This is a genomic window from Nonomuraea sp. bgisy101, assembly GCF_057708945.1.
In genome coordinates, this window is sequence record NZ_JBYITD010000002.1 from 290,816 (window position 1) to 310,684 (window position 19,869).

The 19,869-nt window shown below is 72.5% G+C and carries 18 protein-coding genes; 15 read left to right on the forward strand and 3 right to left on the reverse strand.

Translation table 11 applies throughout. The features are described from left to right. Positions 1–104 precede the first annotated feature (104 nt). Together AC3EO4_RS04935 and AC3EO4_RS04940 are read left to right on the forward strand one after the other, a co-directional pair. Complete coding sequence (locus AC3EO4_RS04935; RefSeq protein WP_379571037.1) at positions 105–464, forward strand: hypothetical protein; 360 nt, start codon at positions 105–107, stop codon at positions 462–464. Further along, positions 464–1,771: a hypothetical protein gene (locus AC3EO4_RS04940; protein ID WP_431893989.1), complete on the forward strand. Its 1,308-nt coding sequence runs from the start codon at positions 464–466 to the stop codon at positions 1,769–1,771. The genes AC3EO4_RS04935 and AC3EO4_RS04940 overlap by 1 nt, the downstream gene beginning before the upstream one ends. Here the strand turns inward: AC3EO4_RS04940 and AC3EO4_RS04945 are convergent. Both AC3EO4_RS04945 and AC3EO4_RS04950 read right to left on the reverse strand, forming a co-directional pair. Continuing rightward, positions 1,768–6,249, reverse strand: a complete 4,482-nt coding sequence (locus AC3EO4_RS04945) for an FtsK/SpoIIIE domain-containing protein (protein ID WP_431893990.1) — start codon at positions 6,247–6,249, stop codon at positions 1,768–1,770. The two genes, AC3EO4_RS04940 and AC3EO4_RS04945, sit on opposite strands and share 4 nt — an antisense overlap. Positions 6,250–6,435: 186 nt before the next feature. Next, positions 6,436–6,654, reverse strand: coding sequence for a hypothetical protein (locus AC3EO4_RS04950; protein ID WP_379571043.1), 219 nt, complete (start codon positions 6,652–6,654; stop codon positions 6,436–6,438). 238 nt (positions 6,655–6,892) lie between these two features. On the opposite strand from AC3EO4_RS04950, the gene AC3EO4_RS04955 reads away from it, so the two are divergent. The 12 genes from AC3EO4_RS04955 to AC3EO4_RS05010 all read left to right on the forward strand — a co-directional run bounded on the left by AC3EO4_RS04955 (position 6,893) and on the right by AC3EO4_RS05010 (position 18,286). Then, positions 6,893–7,570, forward strand: coding sequence for a hypothetical protein (locus tag AC3EO4_RS04955; RefSeq protein ID WP_431893991.1), 678 nt, complete (start codon positions 6,893–6,895; stop codon positions 7,568–7,570). 1 nt (position 7,571) lies between these two features. Further along, positions 7,572–8,306: a CpaE/TadZ family protein gene (locus tag AC3EO4_RS04960; protein WP_431893993.1), complete on the forward strand. Its 735-nt coding sequence runs from the start codon at positions 7,572–7,574 to the stop codon at positions 8,304–8,306. After that, positions 8,303–9,601: a TadA family conjugal transfer-associated ATPase gene (locus tag AC3EO4_RS04965; protein ID WP_431893995.1), complete on the forward strand. Its 1,299-nt coding sequence runs from the start codon at positions 8,303–8,305 to the stop codon at positions 9,599–9,601. The genes AC3EO4_RS04960 and AC3EO4_RS04965 overlap by 4 nt, the downstream gene beginning before the upstream one ends. Next, a complete protein-coding gene (locus AC3EO4_RS04970) occupies positions 9,601–10,464 on the forward strand; it encodes a type II secretion system F family protein (RefSeq protein WP_431893996.1) in 864 nt (287 codons plus the stop codon). The genes AC3EO4_RS04965 and AC3EO4_RS04970 overlap by 1 nt, the downstream gene beginning before the upstream one ends. A 143-nt stretch (positions 10,465–10,607) precedes the next feature. Then, complete coding sequence (locus AC3EO4_RS04975; protein ID WP_379571052.1) at positions 10,608–11,528, forward strand: type II secretion system F family protein; 921 nt, start codon at positions 10,608–10,610, stop codon at positions 11,526–11,528. After that, positions 11,528–11,761: a hypothetical protein gene (locus tag AC3EO4_RS04980; protein ID WP_379571054.1), complete on the forward strand. Its 234-nt coding sequence runs from the start codon at positions 11,528–11,530 to the stop codon at positions 11,759–11,761. The genes AC3EO4_RS04975 and AC3EO4_RS04980 overlap by 1 nt, the downstream gene beginning before the upstream one ends. Before the next feature lie 389 nt (positions 11,762–12,150). Further along, positions 12,151–12,570: a TadE/TadG family type IV pilus assembly protein gene (locus AC3EO4_RS04985; RefSeq protein WP_379571056.1), complete on the forward strand. Its 420-nt coding sequence runs from the start codon at positions 12,151–12,153 to the stop codon at positions 12,568–12,570. Beyond that, positions 12,567–12,956 (forward strand): TadE/TadG family type IV pilus assembly protein, encoded by a 390-nt coding sequence (locus AC3EO4_RS04990; protein ID WP_379571058.1) that lies wholly within the window; start codon positions 12,567–12,569, stop codon positions 12,954–12,956. Before AC3EO4_RS04985 ends, AC3EO4_RS04990 begins: the two co-directional genes overlap by 4 nt. Next, positions 12,953–13,363, forward strand: coding sequence for an Rv3654c family TadE-like protein (locus tag AC3EO4_RS04995; protein ID WP_379571060.1), 411 nt, complete (start codon positions 12,953–12,955; stop codon positions 13,361–13,363). The genes AC3EO4_RS04990 and AC3EO4_RS04995 overlap by 4 nt, the downstream gene beginning before the upstream one ends. A 375-nt stretch (positions 13,364–13,738) precedes the next feature. Next, positions 13,739–16,714 carry a BTAD domain-containing putative transcriptional regulator gene (locus AC3EO4_RS05000; protein ID WP_431893998.1) on the forward strand — a complete coding sequence of 992 codons (2,976 nt, stop codon included), beginning with the start codon at positions 13,739–13,741 and terminating at the stop codon, positions 16,712–16,714. Between the two features lie 52 nt (positions 16,715–16,766). Next, a complete protein-coding gene (locus tag AC3EO4_RS05005; protein ID WP_431894000.1) occupies positions 16,767–17,369 on the forward strand; it encodes a hypothetical protein in 603 nt (200 codons plus the stop codon). Continuing rightward, positions 17,366–18,286, forward strand: a complete 921-nt coding sequence (locus AC3EO4_RS05010) for a hypothetical protein (RefSeq protein WP_431894001.1) — start codon at positions 17,366–17,368, stop codon at positions 18,284–18,286. The genes AC3EO4_RS05005 and AC3EO4_RS05010 overlap by 4 nt, the downstream gene beginning before the upstream one ends. On the opposite strand, the gene AC3EO4_RS05015 is transcribed toward AC3EO4_RS05010, so the two are convergent. Next, positions 18,273–19,094 (reverse strand): MarR family winged helix-turn-helix transcriptional regulator, encoded by an 822-nt coding sequence (locus AC3EO4_RS05015; RefSeq protein WP_431894002.1) that lies wholly within the window; start codon positions 19,092–19,094, stop codon positions 18,273–18,275. The two genes, AC3EO4_RS05010 and AC3EO4_RS05015, sit on opposite strands and share 14 nt — an antisense overlap. A 70-nt stretch (positions 19,095–19,164) precedes the next feature. Between AC3EO4_RS05015 and AC3EO4_RS05020 the strand changes: the two genes are divergently transcribed. Next, positions 19,165–19,806: a hemerythrin domain-containing protein gene (locus tag AC3EO4_RS05020; protein ID WP_431894004.1), complete on the forward strand. Its 642-nt coding sequence runs from the start codon at positions 19,165–19,167 to the stop codon at positions 19,804–19,806. Positions 19,807–19,869: the final 63 nt, after the last annotated feature.

The following is a 19,869-nucleotide window of genomic DNA, read 5'->3' on the forward strand; positions in this document are numbered from 1 at the left end:
CAGCATAGGAGCCTTATGTCCAACTTCCACACGGCTTGGTCAGGTTCCACTACAGTCGAGATCACGATGACGGAGGTGAGCGAATGGCAGAGCCAAGAGACCCGGTGCCAATCGAGCACAGGTGGCCCGGCCTTGACCCGAAACCGGGGGAGATCGAGTACAGCGCTGACAAGCTCAAAGGCATCGCGAAGGCGCTGAACGACGGCCTCGAACGCCTGACGGGAATGGAGATCGGCTCCATGCAGGATCTCACCTCCCGCGGCATGGTGACCCATCCCGCGCCGAACCAGGGTTGGGAGGCCGGTGATGCCGTGTTCGACACCATCTCCGAGGCGCATCGCTTCATCATGCACGTCTACGGCGAGATCAACTTGAAGTACGGCACAGCCCTGTCGCTCGTCAACGCGGGCGCGGGTGTCTACAACGGGACCGAGCAGATCAACACGGGCACGAAGAGCGTCTGATGGACATCAAGTCGAAGCAGTACCCGGTCAAGGTCGCAGCCGATTTCAACTTGAAGGACACGCCGTCGGTCGCGCAGGCCTCGGCGGTGATGAGCGGGCTGAGCGCGCCGGACGCCCGCCGCAGCGTCGACAAGGCGGCCACCGCCTACAAGAACGCGAGCAAGCTCCTGTCGGACACCCTGACGGTGATCTCGGACGCGGCCTTCGCGATGGCGAAGGTCTGGGGCGACAAGCCGTCCGTGGAGGCGCAGCAGGCCCTGCGGGCGCTGTACATCACCGTGAGGGATCTCTCCATCAAGACCTCTGCCGTGGGGACGGCCATGGAGCAGATCAGCCAGTCGGTCATGGGCAACATGCCGGACAACGGCAAGGGCTTCGCCGGCTGGGATGACGGTCAGTCGTGGGACGACGGCCTCTGGGACATCACCTTCGACGGAGGGGACTTCATCGAGTCCGACAGGGATCGGGCCAAACGCAATCTGCAGGTGATCAACGACCAGCTTCAGAAGGTTCACAATCTCCTGCCCGAGGAGGTGCGCGAGGACCTTCCTGACATCGGGCCGTCCAACACGCCTCCCCCTCGGATCACCATGCCCACGATCCCCCCGGGAGGAACGAAGACGCCCCCCTTCGTCCCCACTTCCTACGACCCGAACACCGGCGGCTACGGGACGGGGAACGGCGACCTGTCCGGGAAGTGGCCGGACGGCACTTTCCCCGGCGACACCGGCCAGGGCGGCACGGGCTCGGGCGGAACCGGGCGAGGAGACAACGGCACCGGCGGCAACGGGACCAGGTTCCCTGACATCCCCGGCACCGGCGGCGACGGCTCACAGAACCCCCACAACCCTCCGGGCGGCAGCGGAGTGAACAACCCGAGGTTTCCCGGCGACCCCACTTCCGGTATGAACAATCCTGACGCGCGTACCACCAAGTTGGCCGACTTCCACCAGCCGAATGTCGACAACCTGCCGAACAACCAGTCCATCGACGCCAGAACCGGGCTGCCGACCGGCACGAACACCGGCACGAACACCGGTACTAACACCGGCACGAACTCCGGCCACGGCACGGGCACCGGCGTCGTCACGGGCGCAGGGTCCGGCGGCTACGGGACGGCCACCCAGGCCGGCGCGCGGAGCGCCAACGGGTCCGGCATGGGCATGCCGATGGTGCCGATGGGCGGCGCCCCTCCCGGCGGCCAGGAGGAACGGAAGAACGATCACTCGACCTGGCTGCTCGAGGAAGAGGACGTCTGGGGCGGCGCAGACGGCACCGTCACCGACCACACGCTGGGCCAGGCCTAGTCGGGCAGGGCCGCCTGGACGGGGGTCACGGCGCCGAGCGTCACCAGCAGCCCCCGCCCCGGCGGCCCGCCGACCGCGCCACGCGGCAGCCGTACGGTGAACAGGTCGCCGTCCGCGGGACTCTGCACCGACAGCAGCAGCCCCGTGCGCGACTTGCGCGCCTCGGCGACGAAGCCGCGGTAGGCGGTCGCCAGGTCGCCGGTCGCGCCCGCGATGATCAGGCCGTGTTCGCCGTCCCTGCCGGTTCTGAGCGTCTCCTCCATGAGCAGGCCGAGCGGCGAGTCGGGGTTGATCAGCTCGGCGTCGTCCACGACCAGGACGTAGCGCTCGCGGCCGTCGAGCAGCTCGCGCAGGCCCGCGGCGTTGCCGTCGAGGATCGCGAGCGCGCCCCGCAGATCTCGAAGCGGGCTGCGGCGGGGGACGACGGCGACGACCGGCGTGCCGTAGGCGATCAGGGACCGCGCGGCGGTCAGCAGCGCCGAGGAACGGCCCGACCTCGGCGGCCCCGCGATGACGGCACCCGGCCCGTGGGCGAGCAGGTCGACGCCCACGGGAGCCAGCGCGTCGCCGCCCACGCCGAGCAGCGCCCACAGCGGGCCCTTCGGCGCGGGCCCGAGCTCCAGGGCCTGGCCCGCGGTCATGCGCATCGGGAGCGCGTCGACGCGCAGCGGCCGCTCACCCGCGGCTTCGCGGGTGCGGGCCAGCGCCTGCAGCGCGGCCACCTGGGCGGGGCCGGACGGGTCGGGGTCGAGCAGCGCGATCTGGCTCTCCACGACGCCCTGCTCCCTGATCGACAGCGCGCGGCCCTGCGGCATCGAGGCGGGCAGTTCCTTCACCGGCAGCCCGGCCAGGCCGTAGTCGGCGGGATCGGCGAGGCGGAGGACGAGCCGCTCGTCGAAGACCGTGGACACCTGGCCGAGCAGGGCCGAGCGGTCGCCCGTCACCACGGCGCGCAACCCCACGGCGGGGCCCTCCCTCAGCAGCTGGAGCAGCGCCTCGGTGAGCCGACCGTAGTCGTAGCCCTCGAACGCGGCGACGTAGCCCTCCCACCTGTCGAGCATCAGCACCAGCCACGGCAGCCGGTGACCCGCCGCACGGTACTCGGCCAGCGAGGCGTGTCCCGCCTCGGCCAGGAGCTGCTGCCTGCGCCCGACCTCCTCGCGCAGCCTCGTGAGCAGCCGCTCGACCCTGTCGAGCTGGTCGCGCGTGACGACCGCGCCGCAGTGCGGCAGCGCGACCAGCGGCAGCAGCGCGCCCGAGCCGCAGTCGATCGCGTGCAGGTGCACGTCGGCGGGCGAGCGCGCGGCGGCGATGGCGCCCGCGATCGTGCGCAGCGCCGTGGACCTGCCGCTGCGCGCCGCGCCCGCGATCAGCAGGTGACCGCCCCGTTCGAGGTCGAGCGTCAGCGGCCGCCTCTCCTGCGCCCACGGCAGGTCGGTCACCCCGAACGTCAGGCCCTCGGGCGGGTCGAGGACGACCTGCGCGGGCAGCGGCGGCAGCCACGGGCTCGGCTGCTCGGGCACATCAGCCCGTTGCGCCGCCGCTGCGATCGTGTCGGCCAGGATCGCCAGGTCGGTGATCGCCGGCCCTTCGGCGGCCTCGGGCGGGGGCGGCAGCGGCCTGCCGAGAGCGGCCCAGCCCAGCTCCACGGTCCGCAGCCGCGCCCGCGCGCCGGAGCCGCGCCCGCCCACCCTCGCCGCCTGTACGGCAACCGCCGCCCCCGCGCCCGACCTGACGTAACACCGGCCGGGCGTCGCCTTGGAGATGTGCGCGGCGTCGGGGACGTCGATCACGTCGGCCGACTCCGCCGCCTCCGTCACCCTGAGCGCGATCCGCAGCGAGGTGTTCGCCTGGATGTCGGCCGTCACCACGCCGGCGGGCCGCTGGGTGGCCAGGATCAGGTGGATGCCGAGCGAACGCCCTCTGCGCGCGATGTCGACGAGCCCCGCCACGAAGTCGGGCAGCTCGGCGACCAGCGCGGCGAACTCGTCGATGACCAGCACCAGGCGCGGGAGCGTGCCCTCGTACTCGTCGAGGTCCTTGGCACCCGCCTCCAGCAGCAGCCGTTCCCTGCGCCTGATCTCGGCGGCGAGCGAGGTGAGAGCGCGCTGGGTGAGGTGCCCGTCGAGGTCGCTGACCATGCCGACGGTGTGCGGGAGCCTGGCGCAGTCCTTGAAAGCCGCCCCGCCCTTGTAGTCGATCAGCACGAACGTGAGCTGGTCCGGCCTGTTCCTGGCGGCCAGCGCGCAGATGAGGGTCTGGAGCAGCTCAGACTTGCCCGCGCCCGTGGTGCCGGCGATCAGCGCGTGCGGGCCGTCCTTGGCGAGGTCGACGGTGAACGGGCCGTCGGGGCCGACCCCCAGCACCGCCTCGGTGCTCGGAGCGTTCCACTGGACGGGCGGGTGCAGCAGGTCGAGCAGGCGTACGGCCTCGGGCAGGCTGCCCGAGGCGTCTTCGCGGGAGACGTCGAGAAGCGGCGACAGCGCCCTGGCCAGGCGTTCGCACCACGACGGCGGCACCCGGTCGGCGATCGCGGCGCCGAGCGCGTCGAGGCCGCCGCCGCGCAGCCGTACCAGGCCGTCGAGGCCGCAGGCGGCCACGGTCTCGCACTCCTCGGGCAGGAGCCGCTGCTCCTCGTCGACGGCGAGGGTGTAGACGCCCGCGCGCGGGCCCTGACGCAGCACCTGCGGCATGCCGGGCAGGCCGCGCAGCACCTGCGCGCCGTCGAGCACCACCAGCACGTCGAAGGGCCGCTCGTCGTAGGAGGGCCGCCCGTCGGCCGTCTCGGGGCCGCCCAGGTCGTCCCAGCCGGTCGGAACCTTCCCGAACTCGGGGATCGAGGTGTTGAGCCGCTCGTCGATCAGCGCGGTCAGCTCCGCCACCCGCCTGCCCGCCGACTCGGGGTCGGCGCCGACCAGCGCCACGCAGTCCTCGCCCCTGTGGGGCACGCAGTGCGGCAACCAGCGCACCCAGCCCCACCGCTCTCGAGCGTCGGCGCTCGCCGAGATCACCACGATCGCCAGGTCGCGCGGGCTGTGCAGCGCGGCGGCCTGGGCGACCAGCCACGACACCAGGCCCGCGGCCTCCTCGCGCGGGCCCGTGACACCCGCCACGCCCAGCCTGCGCATCGGCAGCGCCACCGGCACCTTCTCGCAGACCGGAGCCTCGTACGGCACGTCGAACTCCAGCTCGGCAGGCAGGTCGGCGAGCCCGACGCGGAGCCTGAGCGCGTCCGGATCGTGGATCCTGCGCTCCCACAGCCGCCTGCGCGGTCCCGTCGCGGTCAGCAGCACCTCGGCGGGGTCGGGGGCCGCCGCCCTCCTGGCCCGCTGGTCGCTCCTGCGGGCCCGCTCGACCTCCTCGTGGAAGAGGGCCAGGTCCTCCCTGTACTTCCTGGTCGAGCGCTTGTGCTGCCTGCGCCCGTGACGCCGGTCGCTCCACCACTGGCCGACCATGATGAGCGGCGTCATGAGCGCGATGAGCAGGTAGTACCACTGGCCGGTGACGAGCATCATCGTCACGCCGAGCACGGCGGGAAGGAAGGCGGCCAGCAGCTGCAGCCGTGTCGTCTCCGCGCGCCTGGGCTCCTGCGGGACCTCGAACCTGCGCGCGGTGCCGGGCCGCTTCAGCCGGGGCGGGCGGTTGTAGGCCAGGCCGCCGTCCGGCCGGGGCGCCAGATGGGCGTCGGCCGGCTCGATCGCGGTCAGCGTGAAGAGGGAGGACCCGGCGGTGAGGAGGGCGTGCTCCGGCCAGTCGGCGGGAGCGGTGACGGGCTCGCCGTCCAGGAGGATCTCGGGCGGCTCGCCCGTCGCAGGCGTGTCCCGCAGCGCCAGCTCGTCGAGTTCCTCGGCGTACCTGCCCTTCGCCTTCTTCCTCGGCGGCTCATGAGTCCTGGCCGGTGGCGGTTCGACGGTGATCGCGGCGGGGGTGACCCTGACGATCGCGGCCTCGGGCGCCAGAGCGGCGTCCCGTACGGCCATCGCGCACGTGGGGTCGGCGCCGATCACATGGACGCCCAGGCCCAGGCGGTGGACGGAGCCCGCGTCGGGACCGCCCACGACCCTGACCTCGGCGACCCCGCCGGGCTCGGCGACGACGGTGAGCCCGGCTAGCCCGGGGCTCAGGGTGATCGTGTCGCCGTTGCGCAGGACGGCTCGCGCGGGTGCTCGCGGGTCGACGGGCTTGCCGTCGCGCCACACCGTCGGTCCCTCGAACCCGAGCCCCGTGCCCGTCGCCCACGCGTCCTCGCCCGCCGGGGGCGCGGCCGCGCGCGCCTCGCCGCGCTGCCGGGGGAGGCGGGGCGGGCCGCCGAGGCCGTACGGCGCGCGGCTCCTGGACAGCCGGACCACCTTCGCCAGCGGCTCCCCCGGCGGCTCCGTGAGGGCCTCGGCCACCCCGGCGACCGTGGTGGCCTCGTCGCCCTCGATCACGACGTCACGGTCGCCGCGCTCGTCGAGCACGGTGAGCATGATCCGCATGTGCCGTCTCCTCGGGGTCGGACCGGCCGCCACGCTAACCGTTGACCGGCGTGCGCGCCGCCCGGATGACGACACCGGCATGGATCGCCGCGCCCGGGCGGGCCGCCGGTGATCGTTCCTGGAGGGCGCCTGACCGCATGGCGTCGGCGCGAGAGATTCCTGGGGCGTGAAAGGGGGGCTGTCGTGTCAGGAAGGGGGTTGCTGGTAGGCGCGCGTGCGGTCCCTCAGCTCCTCGGCCTTCTCCTCCAGCAGCCCGGCGTAAGCGTTCACCTCGGCGGTCACCTCCACCAGGTTGGACGCCGCCCGGTGCAGGCCGCCGACCACCCGCGAGGTGGCAGGAGCGCCCGCGACACGCGAGACCCAGCGACGACGGAGCCGGGCCAAGAGCCCGCGGAGCCTGCCCATGCCACCAAGCATCGCATGGTTTGAACAGGTTCAGGTGACGAATCTGTGAATTCTGAGGCGAATGTGGTTGCTATCACTAAATAGGTGGGCATTTCAAGCAGCTTTAATTAACGGGTCTAGTTGACAGCCTCCTACCTGCGAAACGAGCATTGTTCATCGCATTCGGGCCCCGCGCCAGGCCGGTAGATGCACATAATGGCCTGAATTCCCGAAAATTCATCATGGGAGCCCCCCACCTATGAGGACCAGCGAAAAGCCCGCCGTCAACGCGGCGGGGCCCGCAGGCGTGCTCTCCAGCAGCGCGTCCCGCAAGCTCCCCGTGCCGCCACGCGAGCGGAAACCCGCGCTCGCCGCGCTTGCCGTTCTCCTCATTCTCGGTGGCGCGCTGGCCACCACATTGCTGGTCATGCGGAGCGGCGACCGCATTTCCGCGATCAGGGTCGTGCAACAGATCGGGGCGGGTCAGAAGATCTCTCCCAATGCGCTGGAAGAGGTGCAGATAGCCGATACCGGCATCGGATATGTGGCGTGGTCGCGGCGATTCGCGGTGATCGAGACGTACGCGAGCGTGACCCTCCTGCCCGGCACCCTCCTCACCGACGAGATGACCGTCACCGCCAGCAAGGAGCTCGGCCCGGGCAAGGCCAAGGTCGGGCTCGCGCTCAAACCTGGCCAGGCGCCCGCCGGCCTGAAGGAAGGCGACCGCGTGCAGGTCATCCACGTGCCTGGACGGTCGGCGACCGCGCAGAGCAGAGTGCTGGCGCCCAACGCCCTGGTCCACGTCGTGGGCGAGCCCACCCGGTCCGGCTCGGCGGGCCTGATCACGGTGATCGTCGACGCGACGGTGTCGCCGCAGATCGCCGCCTACGCCTCCAGCGGCGAGATCGCGGTGGCCGAGCTGCCGGGAGCGCGCTGACGTGGCGCTGATCGTGCTGGCCGCCGACAAGGGCGCGCCGGGCGTCACCACCGCGGCGACCGCGCTCGGCGCCGTCTGGCCGCGTGCCGTCCTGCTGGCCGAATGCGACCCCGCCGGAGGCGACCTCGCCTACCGGCTGCCCGCCCTGGACGGCGGCATGCTCAACCCCGGCAGGGGACTGCTCACGCTGGGCGCGACCGCCAGGCGCGGGCTCGAACCGGCCCAGATCCACGAGCACACCCAGAAGATCATCGGCGGGCTCGACGTCCTGGCCGGGCTGACCCACGGCGAGCAGGCGGCCGGCCTCACCTGGATATGGGGACCGCTCGGCCGCGCGCTGTCCGGCCTGCCGCACGCGGACGTGCTGGCCGACTGCGGCAGACTCGGCGCACACCCGCAGGTGAGCGAGCTGATCGCGGAGGCCGAACTGCTCGCGCTGTTCACGAGGGCCAGCCTCGACCACGTCGCCCACCTGCGTGAACGCCTCGCCCTCCTCCCCAAGGGCCCGCAGGTCGCGGTGGTCGTGATCGCCGACCCGCGCACCTACCGCGCCTCCGTCGACGAGGTGCGCAGGATCGTGGGCGGCCAGGCGGCGTTCGTGGCGGGACTCGCGCACGACCCCAAGGGAGCCGAACTGCTGCGCGGCCAGTGGGGAGGACGGCTCGACCGCTCCCTGCTCATCCGTACGGCCCGCGAGCTCGCAGGGCGCCTGTCCTCCCAGGTGAGGGTGTCATGACACTCGACCACTCGCTGGTGAAGCGCTTCCGGCAGGAGGTCGGCGACCGCCTGGCCCACCAGCGCCGCCTCGACCAGGCCAACGGCATGCCCGCGATGACCGGCGAGGACGAGCGGCAGTTCGCCAGGGCGCTGATCTCCCAGGTGCTGGAGGAGTTCGCGCGCGGCGAGATCGGCTCAGGCCGTACGCCGCCGACGCTCGAAGAGGAGGAGGCACTCGCCGCAGGGATCCACGCCGCGCTGTTCGGCGTCGGCCGCCTCCAGCCCCTGCTCGACGACGCCGACGTCGAGAACATCGACATCAACGGCTGCGACCGCGTCTTCGTCGGCTACGCCGACGGCCAGGAGCTCACCCACGAGCCCGTCGCCGAGTCCGACGAGGAGCTGATCGAGCTCATCCAGATCCTGGCCGCCTACTCGGGCCTGTCCAGCAGGCCGTTCGACACCGCCAATCCGCAACTCGACCTGCGCCTGCCCGACGGCTCCCGGCTGTCCGCCGTCATGGACGTGACGGTCAGACCCGCCGTGTCGATCCGCCGCGCCAGGCTCGGCAAGGTCTTCCTGTCCGATCTGGTGGGCAACGGCACGCTGACCCCGAACCTGGCCCGCTTCCTCGGCGCCGCCGTCTCCGCCCGCAAGAACATCATGATCGCCGGGTCCACCAACGCAGGCAAGACGACGCTGCTGCGGGCGCTGGCCAACGAGATCCCCGCCGCCGAGCGGCTGATCACCGTCGAGCGGGCGCTCGAACTCGGGCTCGACCAGTTCCCCGAGCTGCACCCGAACGTCGTCGCCTTCGAGCAGCGCCTGCCCAACTCCGAGGGGCAGGGCGAGATCACCATGGCCGAACTGGTGCGCAGATCGCTGCGCATGAACCCGTCCCGCGTGATCGTCGGCGAGGTCCTCGGTGACGAGATCGTCACCATGCTCAACGCCATGACCCAGGGCAACGACGGCTCCCTGTCCACCATCCACGCCAACTCCAGCATGGAGGTCTTCAACCGCATCTCCACCTACGCGCTGCAGGCCGCCGAGCGACTGCCCGTCGACGCCACCCACATGCTCATCGCCGGTGCCATCGACTTCGTCGTCTTCATCGAGAAGCGCAACGACTACGCCTCGGGCGGCACGCTGCGCCGCTTCGTCTCCAGCGTCAGGGAGGTGAACGGCGTCGACGGACGCGTCCTGTCCAGCGAGGTCTTCGCGCCCGGGCCCGACGGCGCCGCCGTGCCGCACGCGCCCGTCTCCTGCCTCGACGAGCTCACCCCGCACGGCTACGTCCCCGGAGGCTGGTGATGATCGGCGTCGACCCCCTCGCCATGCTCGCGGGCGCCGCCGCAGGAGGCGGCCTCCTCCTGCTCTTCCTCTCCCTTCACGGCATGCGCCCCCGCCCCGCCTCGGCGCCTCGCCGCCTGCTCAGGACGCTCTCCACGCGCACGGCGGTGGCGGCCGTCCTCGCCACGCTCATCCTCGCCGTGACCCAGTGGCCGGTGATGGCGGCCGGCGCCGCGCTCCTCGTCTTCGCCTGGCGCGGGCTGTCCGGCGGGGCGGCCTCCGAACGGGCGGCCATGGCCCGTCTCGAAGGCCTCGCCGCGTGGACCGAGTCGTTGCGCGACACGATCGCGGGCGCGGCGGGCCTGGAACAGGCCATCCCCTCGTCGATCCGCGCCGCCGCGCCGACGCTGCGCCCGCACCTGCGGGCCATGGTCGACCGGCTCCACACCAGGATGGCGCTGCCCGACGCCCTGCGGCTGTTCGCCGACGAGCTCGACGACCCCTCCGCCGACCTGGTCGTCGCCGCCCTCATCCTCAACGCCAGGCTGCGCGGGCCCGGACTGCGGGACGTGCTCGGGGCGCTGGCGGTCTCGGCCAGGGAGGAACTGGACATGCGCCGCCGCGTCGAAGCGGAACGCCGATCCACCCGCAGATCCGTGCAGATCGTCGTGCTCACCGCGCTCGGCTTCGCGGCGGCGCTCGTGGTGTTCAACCCCTCCTACGTGGCCGAGTACCGGTCGTGGCTGGGGCAGGCCGTCCTCGTGGTGGTGGCGGGGCTGTTCGGCGCGGGATTCGCGTGGATGCGACGGCTGGCCCGCTTCGACAAGCCGACCCGCCTGCTCGCCCTCGACCTCCCCCAACCCCCCGGAGCACCCCATGCATGAGCCGCTCCGCCTGCCGCTCGCCCCCGCGTGGCATGGGCACACGGTCCGCCCGCCCCTCATGGCGGCCGAACAGGCAAGCGCCCACCGGCCGGTCATCCGTTCCGCCGGCCGGCCGGGCTCGCCGTACGGGAAGGGAGGGCCCGATGGTTGAGGGTGTGCTGGCAGGAGGGGTCCTGGGGCTGGGGATCTTCCTCCTGATGCGGGCGCTCTTCCCTGCCCGTCCCGGGCTCGTCGCCCGCCTCATGGCGCTCGACGCCGCCAGGCAGGACGCCGACGCTCCGCGCCTCCAGCTGGTCCTCCCCGACGAGGAGGTCAGCGCGTTCAGACGCGGCCTCGGCGTACGGCTCGCCAGGCTCTACGCCGCGAGAGGCTGGGAGGTCCGCTCCATCAAGGCCGATCTCGCGCTCGTGGGACGCTCGTTCGAGGGGTTCCTGGCCACCAAGGCGCTCCTCGCCGCCTCGGGACTGCTCGCCTTCCCCGTGCTGGCCGGATGGCTGGTGCTGATGGAGTGGGGCGTGTCGCTCACCATCCCGTTCTGGGCGGCGCTGGCCGTGTCGCTGGTGTTCTTCCTCCTGCCCGACCTGCAGATCAGGCGGGACGCGGCGGCGAAAAGGCGCGACTTCCGCCACGTCGTCGGCGCGTTCCTCGACCTGGTCGCCATGAACCTGGCGGGCGGGCGCGGCGTGCCCGAGGCGCTCATGATGGCCGTCTCGGTGAGCGGAGACTCCCCGAACTGGGCGATGTCCCGCATCAGGGAGGCGCTCAGCGGGGCGAGGATCGTCGGCATCACCCCATGGCAGGCGCTCGGCCAGCTCGGCGAGGAGATCAACGTCGACGAGCTGCGCGATCTGTCGGCGGCGCTCGGCCTCGTCGCCGACGACGGCGCGAAGGTGCGCGCCTCGCTGACCGCCCGCGCCGCCACCCTGCGCCGCCGCGAACTCGCCGAGATCGAGGGGCGGGCGGGGGAGCGGTCCCAGTCCATGCTCGTCGCCCAGCTCCTGCTGTGCGCCGGGTTCGTGATCTTTCTCAGTTTTCCCGCCGCTATGAAGATGTTGGGGTCCTGATGAACCACCCATGGATCGTGTACCTGACGGCGTACCTCGGGGTCCGCCTCCACCGCGCCCGCACCGCCCCCTCGCGGGGGGCGTCCGCCGTCGAATGGGTGATCATCACCGCGATCATCGCCGGGGTGGCGCTCGGGCTCGCGACGCTCATCAAGACGCTGGTCGAGCAGAAGCAGGCCGACCTCCAGAACAGCTTCGGCGGGGGCGGCGGCTCCGGCGGCGGCAACGAGTGAACCTCGCCAGCGACCTGTCCCTGCACGACGCCGGTCGTTCGCCTGCCGGCGTCCTGCCGGGCCTCGGCACGCAGCCACCACGGACCTCCCCCGGAGCCACCGGTCGTCGGACGGCCGGCGGTTCCCGGGGAGGTCCAGGGCCTGCCGGTGGTCGCACCGGGGGCAGTTCCCGGGGATGTCCGGGGTCTGCCGGTGGTCGCACCGCCGGCGGTTCCTGGGGATGTCCGGGGTCTGCCGGTGGTCGCACCGCCGGCGGTTCCTGGGGATGTCCGGGGTCTGCCGGTGGTCGCACCGCCGGCGGTTCCTGGGGATGTCCGGGGTCTGCCGGTGGTGAGACGGCCGGAGCCTCAGCGGTCGGCCGGCCGCCGGACGGGGAGACACCGCCCGGTGTGGCGAGGGGGCAGCGGGGGGCGACGGTCGTGGAGCTGGCGCTCATCATGCCGGTCGTCCTCGCCGTGATCCTCCTCATCGTGCAGGTCGCGCTGTGGTTCCACGGGCGGCAGGTGGCCGACGCCGCCGCCAGGGAAGGGGCGAGGGTCGCCAGGTCGGCCCCGTTCGACTCGACGAGCTGGCAGGACGAGGCCGTCTCCAGGGCCGAGGACGTCGCCCGCGCCATCGGCCCCCGCATCCTCGACGGCGCCGCCGCGTCGGCCGTACCCAAAGGAGCCGACGAGCGCTGGGTGACGGTGACGGGCAGTGCCGTGCAGGTGATCCCGCTGCTCCCCGACCTGACGTTCACGATCACGGCGACCTCGGGAGGACCGGTGGAGTGCTTCCGCCCCGACAACGGAGGCGACGACTGCGGATGAACGCCGACAGAGGCTCGATGGCCGTCGAGACGGTGATGCTGGCCCCGGTCTTCCTGCTGTTCCTGCTGTTCCTGGCGGGCGCGGGACGGCTGGTCGAGGCGCAGGGCGAGGTGAACGGCGCGGCCATGGACGCGGCGCGGGCCGCCTCGGTCCAGCGCACGCTCGCGGACGCGGAGGGCGCGGCGGAGGACAGCGCGAGGTCGGCGCTGGAGGGGCAGTGCGCCGCGCCGCGGGTCTCGCTGTCGGGCACCAGGTGGGAGGAGGGCGGCCAGGTCCAGGCGGCGGTCACCTGCGAACTCGACCTGGAGTTCCTGGGCTTCGGCGCCTCCAAGCTGATGACGGGCACCTCGGTCGTCCCGCTGGAGCAGTTCAGGAGGGTCGATTGAGCGAGCGCGGGTCGATGTCGGTGTTCACCGTGCTGTTCTCCGTGGTGGTGTTCCTGCTGGCCGGGCTGCTCGTGGACGGCGGCGCGGCGATCAACGCCAGGCTGCGGGCGGCCGACGTGGCCGAGCAGGCGGCCAGGGCGGGCGCGGACCGGATCGACGTGGAACATCTGCGCCAGACGGGCCAGGCCCGCCTGCTCGGCCAGGACGAGGTGTGCGCGCGGGCCACGGAGGTCGTCAACGCCTACTCCTCCGACGACGTACGGCCCGGCGACTGCCGGGTGGGGGACGCCCAGACGCAGGTGACGGTATGGGTCCGGGTGAGCTGGACGGCGTACTTCCTGGGCGCGCTCGGATTCCCAGGCGCGGAGATGGAGGGGCAGGCCACCGCCGCGCCTGACGCCCGTTGAGCCAGACCGAATCGCGTCACTCGCCGGCTCGGCCCGCGGCGGGCGGCGACGCTGGATGTGAAGGAGGGAGAGGCCATGCCGACGCGAGAACCCGCGCGCGCGGACGGTCCCGCACGCCCTGAAGGCGGTGCCGCACGCCAGGCGGGCGGCCCTGCGCCCCCCGTCGATGGCCCCGTGAGACCTGTGGGTGGTCCTGCGACGCCTGCCGGTGGTCCTGTGAGACCTGTGGGTGGTCCTGCGACGCCTGCCGGTGGTCCTGTGAGACCTGTGGGTGGTCCCGCGGCGCCCGTGGGTCGTCCGGTGAAGGCCACGGGCGGTTCGCAACGGCCCGCAGGGGGGAAGAGGCCCGCCGGTCAGCGGCCCAGGCCCGCGCCCGTGCGGATCCCGTCGAAGCGGACGCCCGGTGACATCCTCGCTGGGCTGGGCGCGCTCATGGTGCTGGTCGCGCTCGTGGGCGGCGTGCCGTACGCGCTGCTGGCGCTGGCGGGCCCGCCGATCTCTCCAGAACTGCTCGACCTCGACCTCGTGACCAGCCAGGTGGGCGCCAGCACGGTCGTGGCGCTGATGGTGCTCCTGGTGTGGCTGGCGTGGTTCCAGCTGTTCGTGTGCGTGGTCGTCGAGGTCTACGGCGGCATCCGCAGGGTGGGGATGCCCGCCCGCGTGCCGCTGTCGGGGGCGACGCAGGCCCTGGCCAACAGGCTGGTGTCGGCGGTGTTGCTGCTGTTCACCGCGGGTGCGGTGGCCGTGCCGATCGCGGGGTTGAGCGCGCCGCCCGCGCGTCCCGCCATGACGACCGTGGCGTACGCGGCGCCGGTGTTCGAGGAGGAGGCGACCGTCTACAAGGCGAGGAAGGTCTACACCGTTCAGCCGCCGCACGGCAGGCACCACGAGAGCCTGTGGGAGATCGCGGAGAAGTGTCTGGGAGACGGGCGGAGATATCCGGAGATCTTCCGGCTGAACCAGCACAAGGAGCAGCCTGACGGGGCCCGCCTGCGGATGGCCGACCTGATCAGGCCAGGGTGGGTGCTGGACATGCCGGACGACGCGGTCAACGTGCACATCGTGCCTGCCGGGCAGTCGAGAGAGACGATCCTGCGCGAGCATCCTGGCCCGCCGGCGGTGTCGGACCAGGAGCCTGGCAGGCCCGCTCGGCCCGCCCCGGCGAAGGAGCAGGCAGACCCGGCTCGCCAGGACCCGAAGGCCGAGGAGTCGCACCGCTCCGACTCCGCGAAACGCGCGGAGGAAGCGGCCAAGCACGCGGAAGAAGCCAAGCGCGCGGCGGAGGCGAAGCGCGCGCAAGAGGCGAAGCGCGCGGAGGCGACAAAGCGTGCAGAGGAGGCCAAGCGTACGGAGGCCGACCGTGCGGAGGCGGCGGCCAAGCGTGCGGAGGCGGCCAAGCGTGCGGAGGCGGCCGAGCGCGCTGAAGAAGCCAGGCGCGCGGAAGAAGCCACACGCGCGGAGGGGACAAGGCGTCCGGAGGAAGGGGCGAGGTCCGGGGAGGCAGGCGCCGAGGCAGGGCGCGCGGTGGCGGACGCGCCCGCAAGCCAGGACGGCGCCGCCGAGCAGAATCCCGGGCTCGATCTCGTCGACTACCTCGCGGGCGCGTCGCTGGCCGCCGCTGGCCTGCTCGTGGTCCTCGGGGGCAGGCGGCGCCGCCAGCTCTGGCGCCGTGCCTTCGGCCACCGCATCGCCCGCCCTCGCGACGACGCCGCCAAGGCAGAGGTGGCGCTTCGCCTGGGGGCCGACGCGCCAGGCGCCCGCATGCTCGACATCGGTCTGCGCGTGCTCGGCGCCGAGCTGGCCGCCCAGAAGCGCGTCCCTCCCACGGTCTACGCCGCTCACCTGTCGGCCAGGACCCTCGACCTGTGGATCCATCCGCCCAGCGCGGACGCGCCCGAGCCGTGGGAGGCGCAGGACGGCGGGCAGGTCTGGCGGCTGGCCGCCCACGAGGGCAGGCTCCTGGAGGAGCAGGCGGGCGGCGCGCCGTACCCGGGTCTGGTCTCGCTGGGCACCGACGGCGGCGGTCGCGTCCTCGTCGACCTGGAGGCCGCCCACGGCCTGATCAACATCCGCGGCCCGCACACCACCGCCGCGCTCGCCGCCCTGGCCGTCGAGCTGGCCACCAACAGGTGGTCGGACGAGATGCGCGTCACGCTGGTCGGGTTCGGCGAGGAGTTGACCACGATCGCGCCAGGCCGGGTCAGGTCCGTGGGCAGCCTGTCGGAGGTGCTGCCCGAGCTGGAGACGGCGGCCGCGCCCCGCCAGGAGGTGCTGACCGGGCGGGTCAACGGCCAGTCCAGGCTGGCCCACTATCTGCTCAGCGCCGTCGCGCCCACCCTGGAGGAGGCCCGGCGCCTGGCGTTGCTCGCCAGGAAGGGCACGGCGGGGTTCGTGCTCACGGGGGAGGTGCCGCACGCCACCTGGACCGTGGAGATCACCGAGGACGGCCGCGCCCGCGTCCCCGAGCTGGGCTTCGAGGTGGCGGCGCAGCTGCTGCCCCGCCGCCACTACCAGGCGCTGCTGGACCTGTTCGACACGGCCGAGCGCCACGAGGGCGAGGCCATGCCGGAGCCCGAACCGCTGGAGGAGCTCCACCCGCCCGCCGTCGAGATCAGGCTGCTCGGCCCCATCGAGGTCAGCGGCCCCGAGCCGATGGAGGAGGGGCGGATGGAGCTGGCCACCGAGCTGCTGGTCTACCTGGCCACGCATCCGGGAGGCGTCCATCCCGTCGTGCTCGGCGGCGTGCTGTGGCCGCGCGGCGTGCAGGCGCTGGTGCGTGATGCCACCATCGCGCGGGTCGCGCACTGGCTCGGCGAGGAGCACCTGCACACCGACGAGGCGGGACGGCTCAGGCTCGGCCCCGGCGTGCGGACCGACTGGGCGCTCTTCCGCGAGCTGGTCAGGCGCTCACACGACGACCAGACCGCGCGGGCGGTCCTGCTGGAGAGGGCGCTCGGGCTGGTCAGGGGTCCGCTGCTGGCCGGCAGGCCGGGCGCCAGGTACGCGTGGCTGGCCGCCGACGAGCTGGAGTACGACGTGGCGGCGGCCGTCGCTGACGCCGCCCACCGATTGTGCGAGGTCAGGCTGGCCCACGGCGACGCGGACGCGGCGGTGGCCGCGGTCCGCGCGGGTCTGCTGCTGGCCGCCGACGACGAGGGCCTGTGGCGCGACCTGCTGCGCGCCACGCACGCCACCGGCGACCAGGTACGGCTGCGCGCCGTCGTCGAGGGCCTGACCCGCAGGTCGGCATCGCACCCGTACGGCGGCGGCATGGCCCCCGAGACCGAGGCGCTCATCGACGAGCTGCTGCCGTCATGGCGGATCCACGTGGTCAGGGAGTCTTCCGCGTGATTCATACCGAAAGGCGCACATCAATGGCTCCCGGAAGACAGGGAGACCTAGCGTGATCCGCATGCGAGGGCTGATCGCACCGGTGGTCGCCGCCGCCCTGCTCGGCGCCGGTTGCGCGGCCGCCGGCGCCGATCGGCCCTTCACGCCGCGCCAGGCGGTCGCATCCACTCCCGCGGCCGCCGGCGCCCCCTCGACCGAGACGATCCTCGTGGGGCCGAGGACGAAGGTGCTCGTCGAACGGCCCGCCACCACCGACCCGCGGCAGGCGGCGCTGCTCAGGGCGTTCACCGACGTCTACGCGGGAATGTGGAAGGCCGTCGTCACCGGCGACGACTCCTATCTCGCCAGGGTGGCCGATCCCGGCGGGCGCGAGGCCGTCGACTGGGTGCTGAGCTTCGACGGCCTGTCGGTGCGCGGCACCGCGCGGATCTACGCGATGAACGTCACCGCGGTCATGGGCGGGGGAGCCGAGGTCGGCGCCTGTGTGGACGAGACGCGCCTGCGGGTGCTGAAGGGCAGGGGCGGCACGGCCGTCCCCACCCAGCCCGCGTGGACGCGGGCCGCCTACCTGCAGGCCATGGTGCTCGCCGAGGGCGAGGACGGCGTGTGGCGGGTCAAGGACTTCAGACACGGCAAGGAAGGGTGTGCCCGTTGAACCCCCTGCTCTCGGCCGCCGTCGCCGGCCTGCTGCTGCTCGACCCCGGAGGCCCGCGCGGCGACGGCTTCCAGGACGGCCGTACGGCGGGCGTCCGCCTCGAGAACTCCAAGATCGTGATCACCGGCAACGGGGCGAGGGGCGGGAAGGGCGACGGCTACCAGCTCAAACGCCCCTGCTGGTACGAGCCGGGCCCGGACGCCACCGAGATGCTCAAGACCCAGGAGGACGTCAGGGCCTACTGGTTCAGGATGAACCCTGACGGCACGGAGGAGCAGTTCCAGGCCTTCCTCAAGCAGTTCAAGGACAAGATCGGGCAGCCGGGCCGCTGGTGGACCCCCGCCTACAACGAGGCGGACGCGAGGGGCAGGGCCTGCTGGGGCGGGCTCGACCAGTTCGTGTGGGTGCCGCCCGGCACGACGCCCCCGGCGGGCATCACGCTGGCGGAGCTGGTGGAGATCGCCAGGGCCGCGCTGACGGTGCCGGAGCCGCAGGTGAGGCTGAACCCCGACGCCAAGAGTTACGTCAACCTGCCGACCTGGGTGTGGCTGGGCGGGGTCGGGCAGGCGACGCGTTCTGTCACCGCGTCCATCCCCGGCATCATGAGCGCGACCGTCACCGCGTCGCTCCAGGACATCAAGATCGACGCCGGCACGTCGCCGGATCGGGCCGAGGTGCGCGAGGACTGCGGGGCCTCGGGCCGGCCGTACCGGAAGGGCGGCGAGTTCGCCTGCGGCGTGCGGTACCTGCGCGCCTCCGTCGACCAGCCGCGTGAGGTGTACGTGCTGACGGTCACCACCGTGTGGCCCGTCGAGGTGGAGGACGACGTGGTGCCCTTCGCCTACGATCCCGTCGAGGTGGGCGCCACTCGTGACGTGCCCGTCGGCGAGGTGCAGAGCACGGTCAGACGTCGCTGACGAGCTTCTGGAGCAGCTCGCGCAGTTCGTCCTCGGGCTGGGGGCCGCCGAGGAGCTCGCGTACCCGCGCCTGGAGCGCGATCTGTGCCTCGCTGACCGCCTCGAGCCGCCGCCTGCCGAGGTCGGTGAGCTCCAGCGCGTAGCGGCGGCGGTCGTGCGGGTCCCTGCCGCGCGCCACCAGGCCGGCTCTCACCAGCTCGTTGACGGCTTCGGCCGCGGCGGGTTCGGTGATCCGCAGGTGGTCGGCGAGCCGGTGCTGCGGGCACGGCGCGAGCTCGTCGAGCGCGGCGAGCGGGCCGAAGTGCCTGGTCCGCAACCCGGTCTCGGCCAGCAGGGCGTCGCCGAGCCTGCGCAGCCGGTAGTGCGCCTGGGAGATCAGGTACACGGTGCTCTGGACCTGCGCGGGCTCGGGGAGCAACAGGGTCAGCAGCTCGTTGAGCCTGTCGCGATCGCCGGGCGTCAGGGGCGCGGTGACCTCCGCGTCGCGGGCGGCGGCGGCCTCGCGCATGCTCGCCAGGGCCTTGCGACCCGCAGAGGTCAGTCGCAGCACGTTGGACCGGCGGTTGTGGAGGTTGCGGGTCCTGATGACGTGGCCGTGCGCCTCCAGGCCGTCGATGAGCTTCACCATGATCGTCCGATTGATGCCGAGCCGTTCCGACAGGTCGTGCTGTGAGCAGCCGTCGTGCTCGGCCAGCACGTCGAGCAGGACGAACTCTCGCCATCGGGACTCGCCGGTGAACCGCGTGGACACCTGGCGCAGCAGGTTCCCGAGGGAGCGCTTCAGCAGATCAGGCAGGGTCGAGGTCACCCTCCGATCGTACCAGGCATTGATAGTTGGAATATTGACAGTTGGAGAGATGGCGCTTTAGCTTTCTCGCATGACGTATCAACTCGACATGACGATGATGTTCACGGTGCATGACGCCCTCCGGCGGGACGCGGAGCGCATCGCCCGCATCACCGCCCGCATGGACGACGACCCGGGACGGCTGCTGGGCGCGGCCGTGGGCTGGGAGATGTTCAAGGCCTACCTGCGGGTCCACCACACCACCGAGGACGACCTGCTGTGGCCCGTGATGGAGCGGACGCTGGCCGACCGGCCCGACGAACTCGCGCTGCTCGCCGCGATGGAGGCCGAGCACGCGCTCATCGACCCCCTCCTGGAGGCCTTCGACGCGGCGATCGCCGACCCCGACACGGGTCACGAACGGCTCGGCGACCTTTCCGACACCCTGACCGGCGTCCTCGGCGGGCACCTCAAGCACGAGGAGAGCGAGGCGCTGGCGGTGATCGACCTGAGCGTCACGCCCGAGCAGTGGCAGGCCTTCGGTCAGGAGCACGGCAAGCGGATCGGCGCCGACTCCACCCGCTACCTGCCATGGGTGCTGGACAGCGCGAGCGAGGAGCGGACCGCGCTGATCCTCAGCCGCATGCCCGAGCACATCCAGGCGGCCTACCGCGACGAGTGGCGCGCGGCCTACGACGCGATGAACGTCTGGGGCCGAACCGAAAGGTCTTGATCGTCGGCACTCGCCCGCACCCCTACGATGATCACCGGTTGGTGTTGGTTCGTCCTTGGGGGA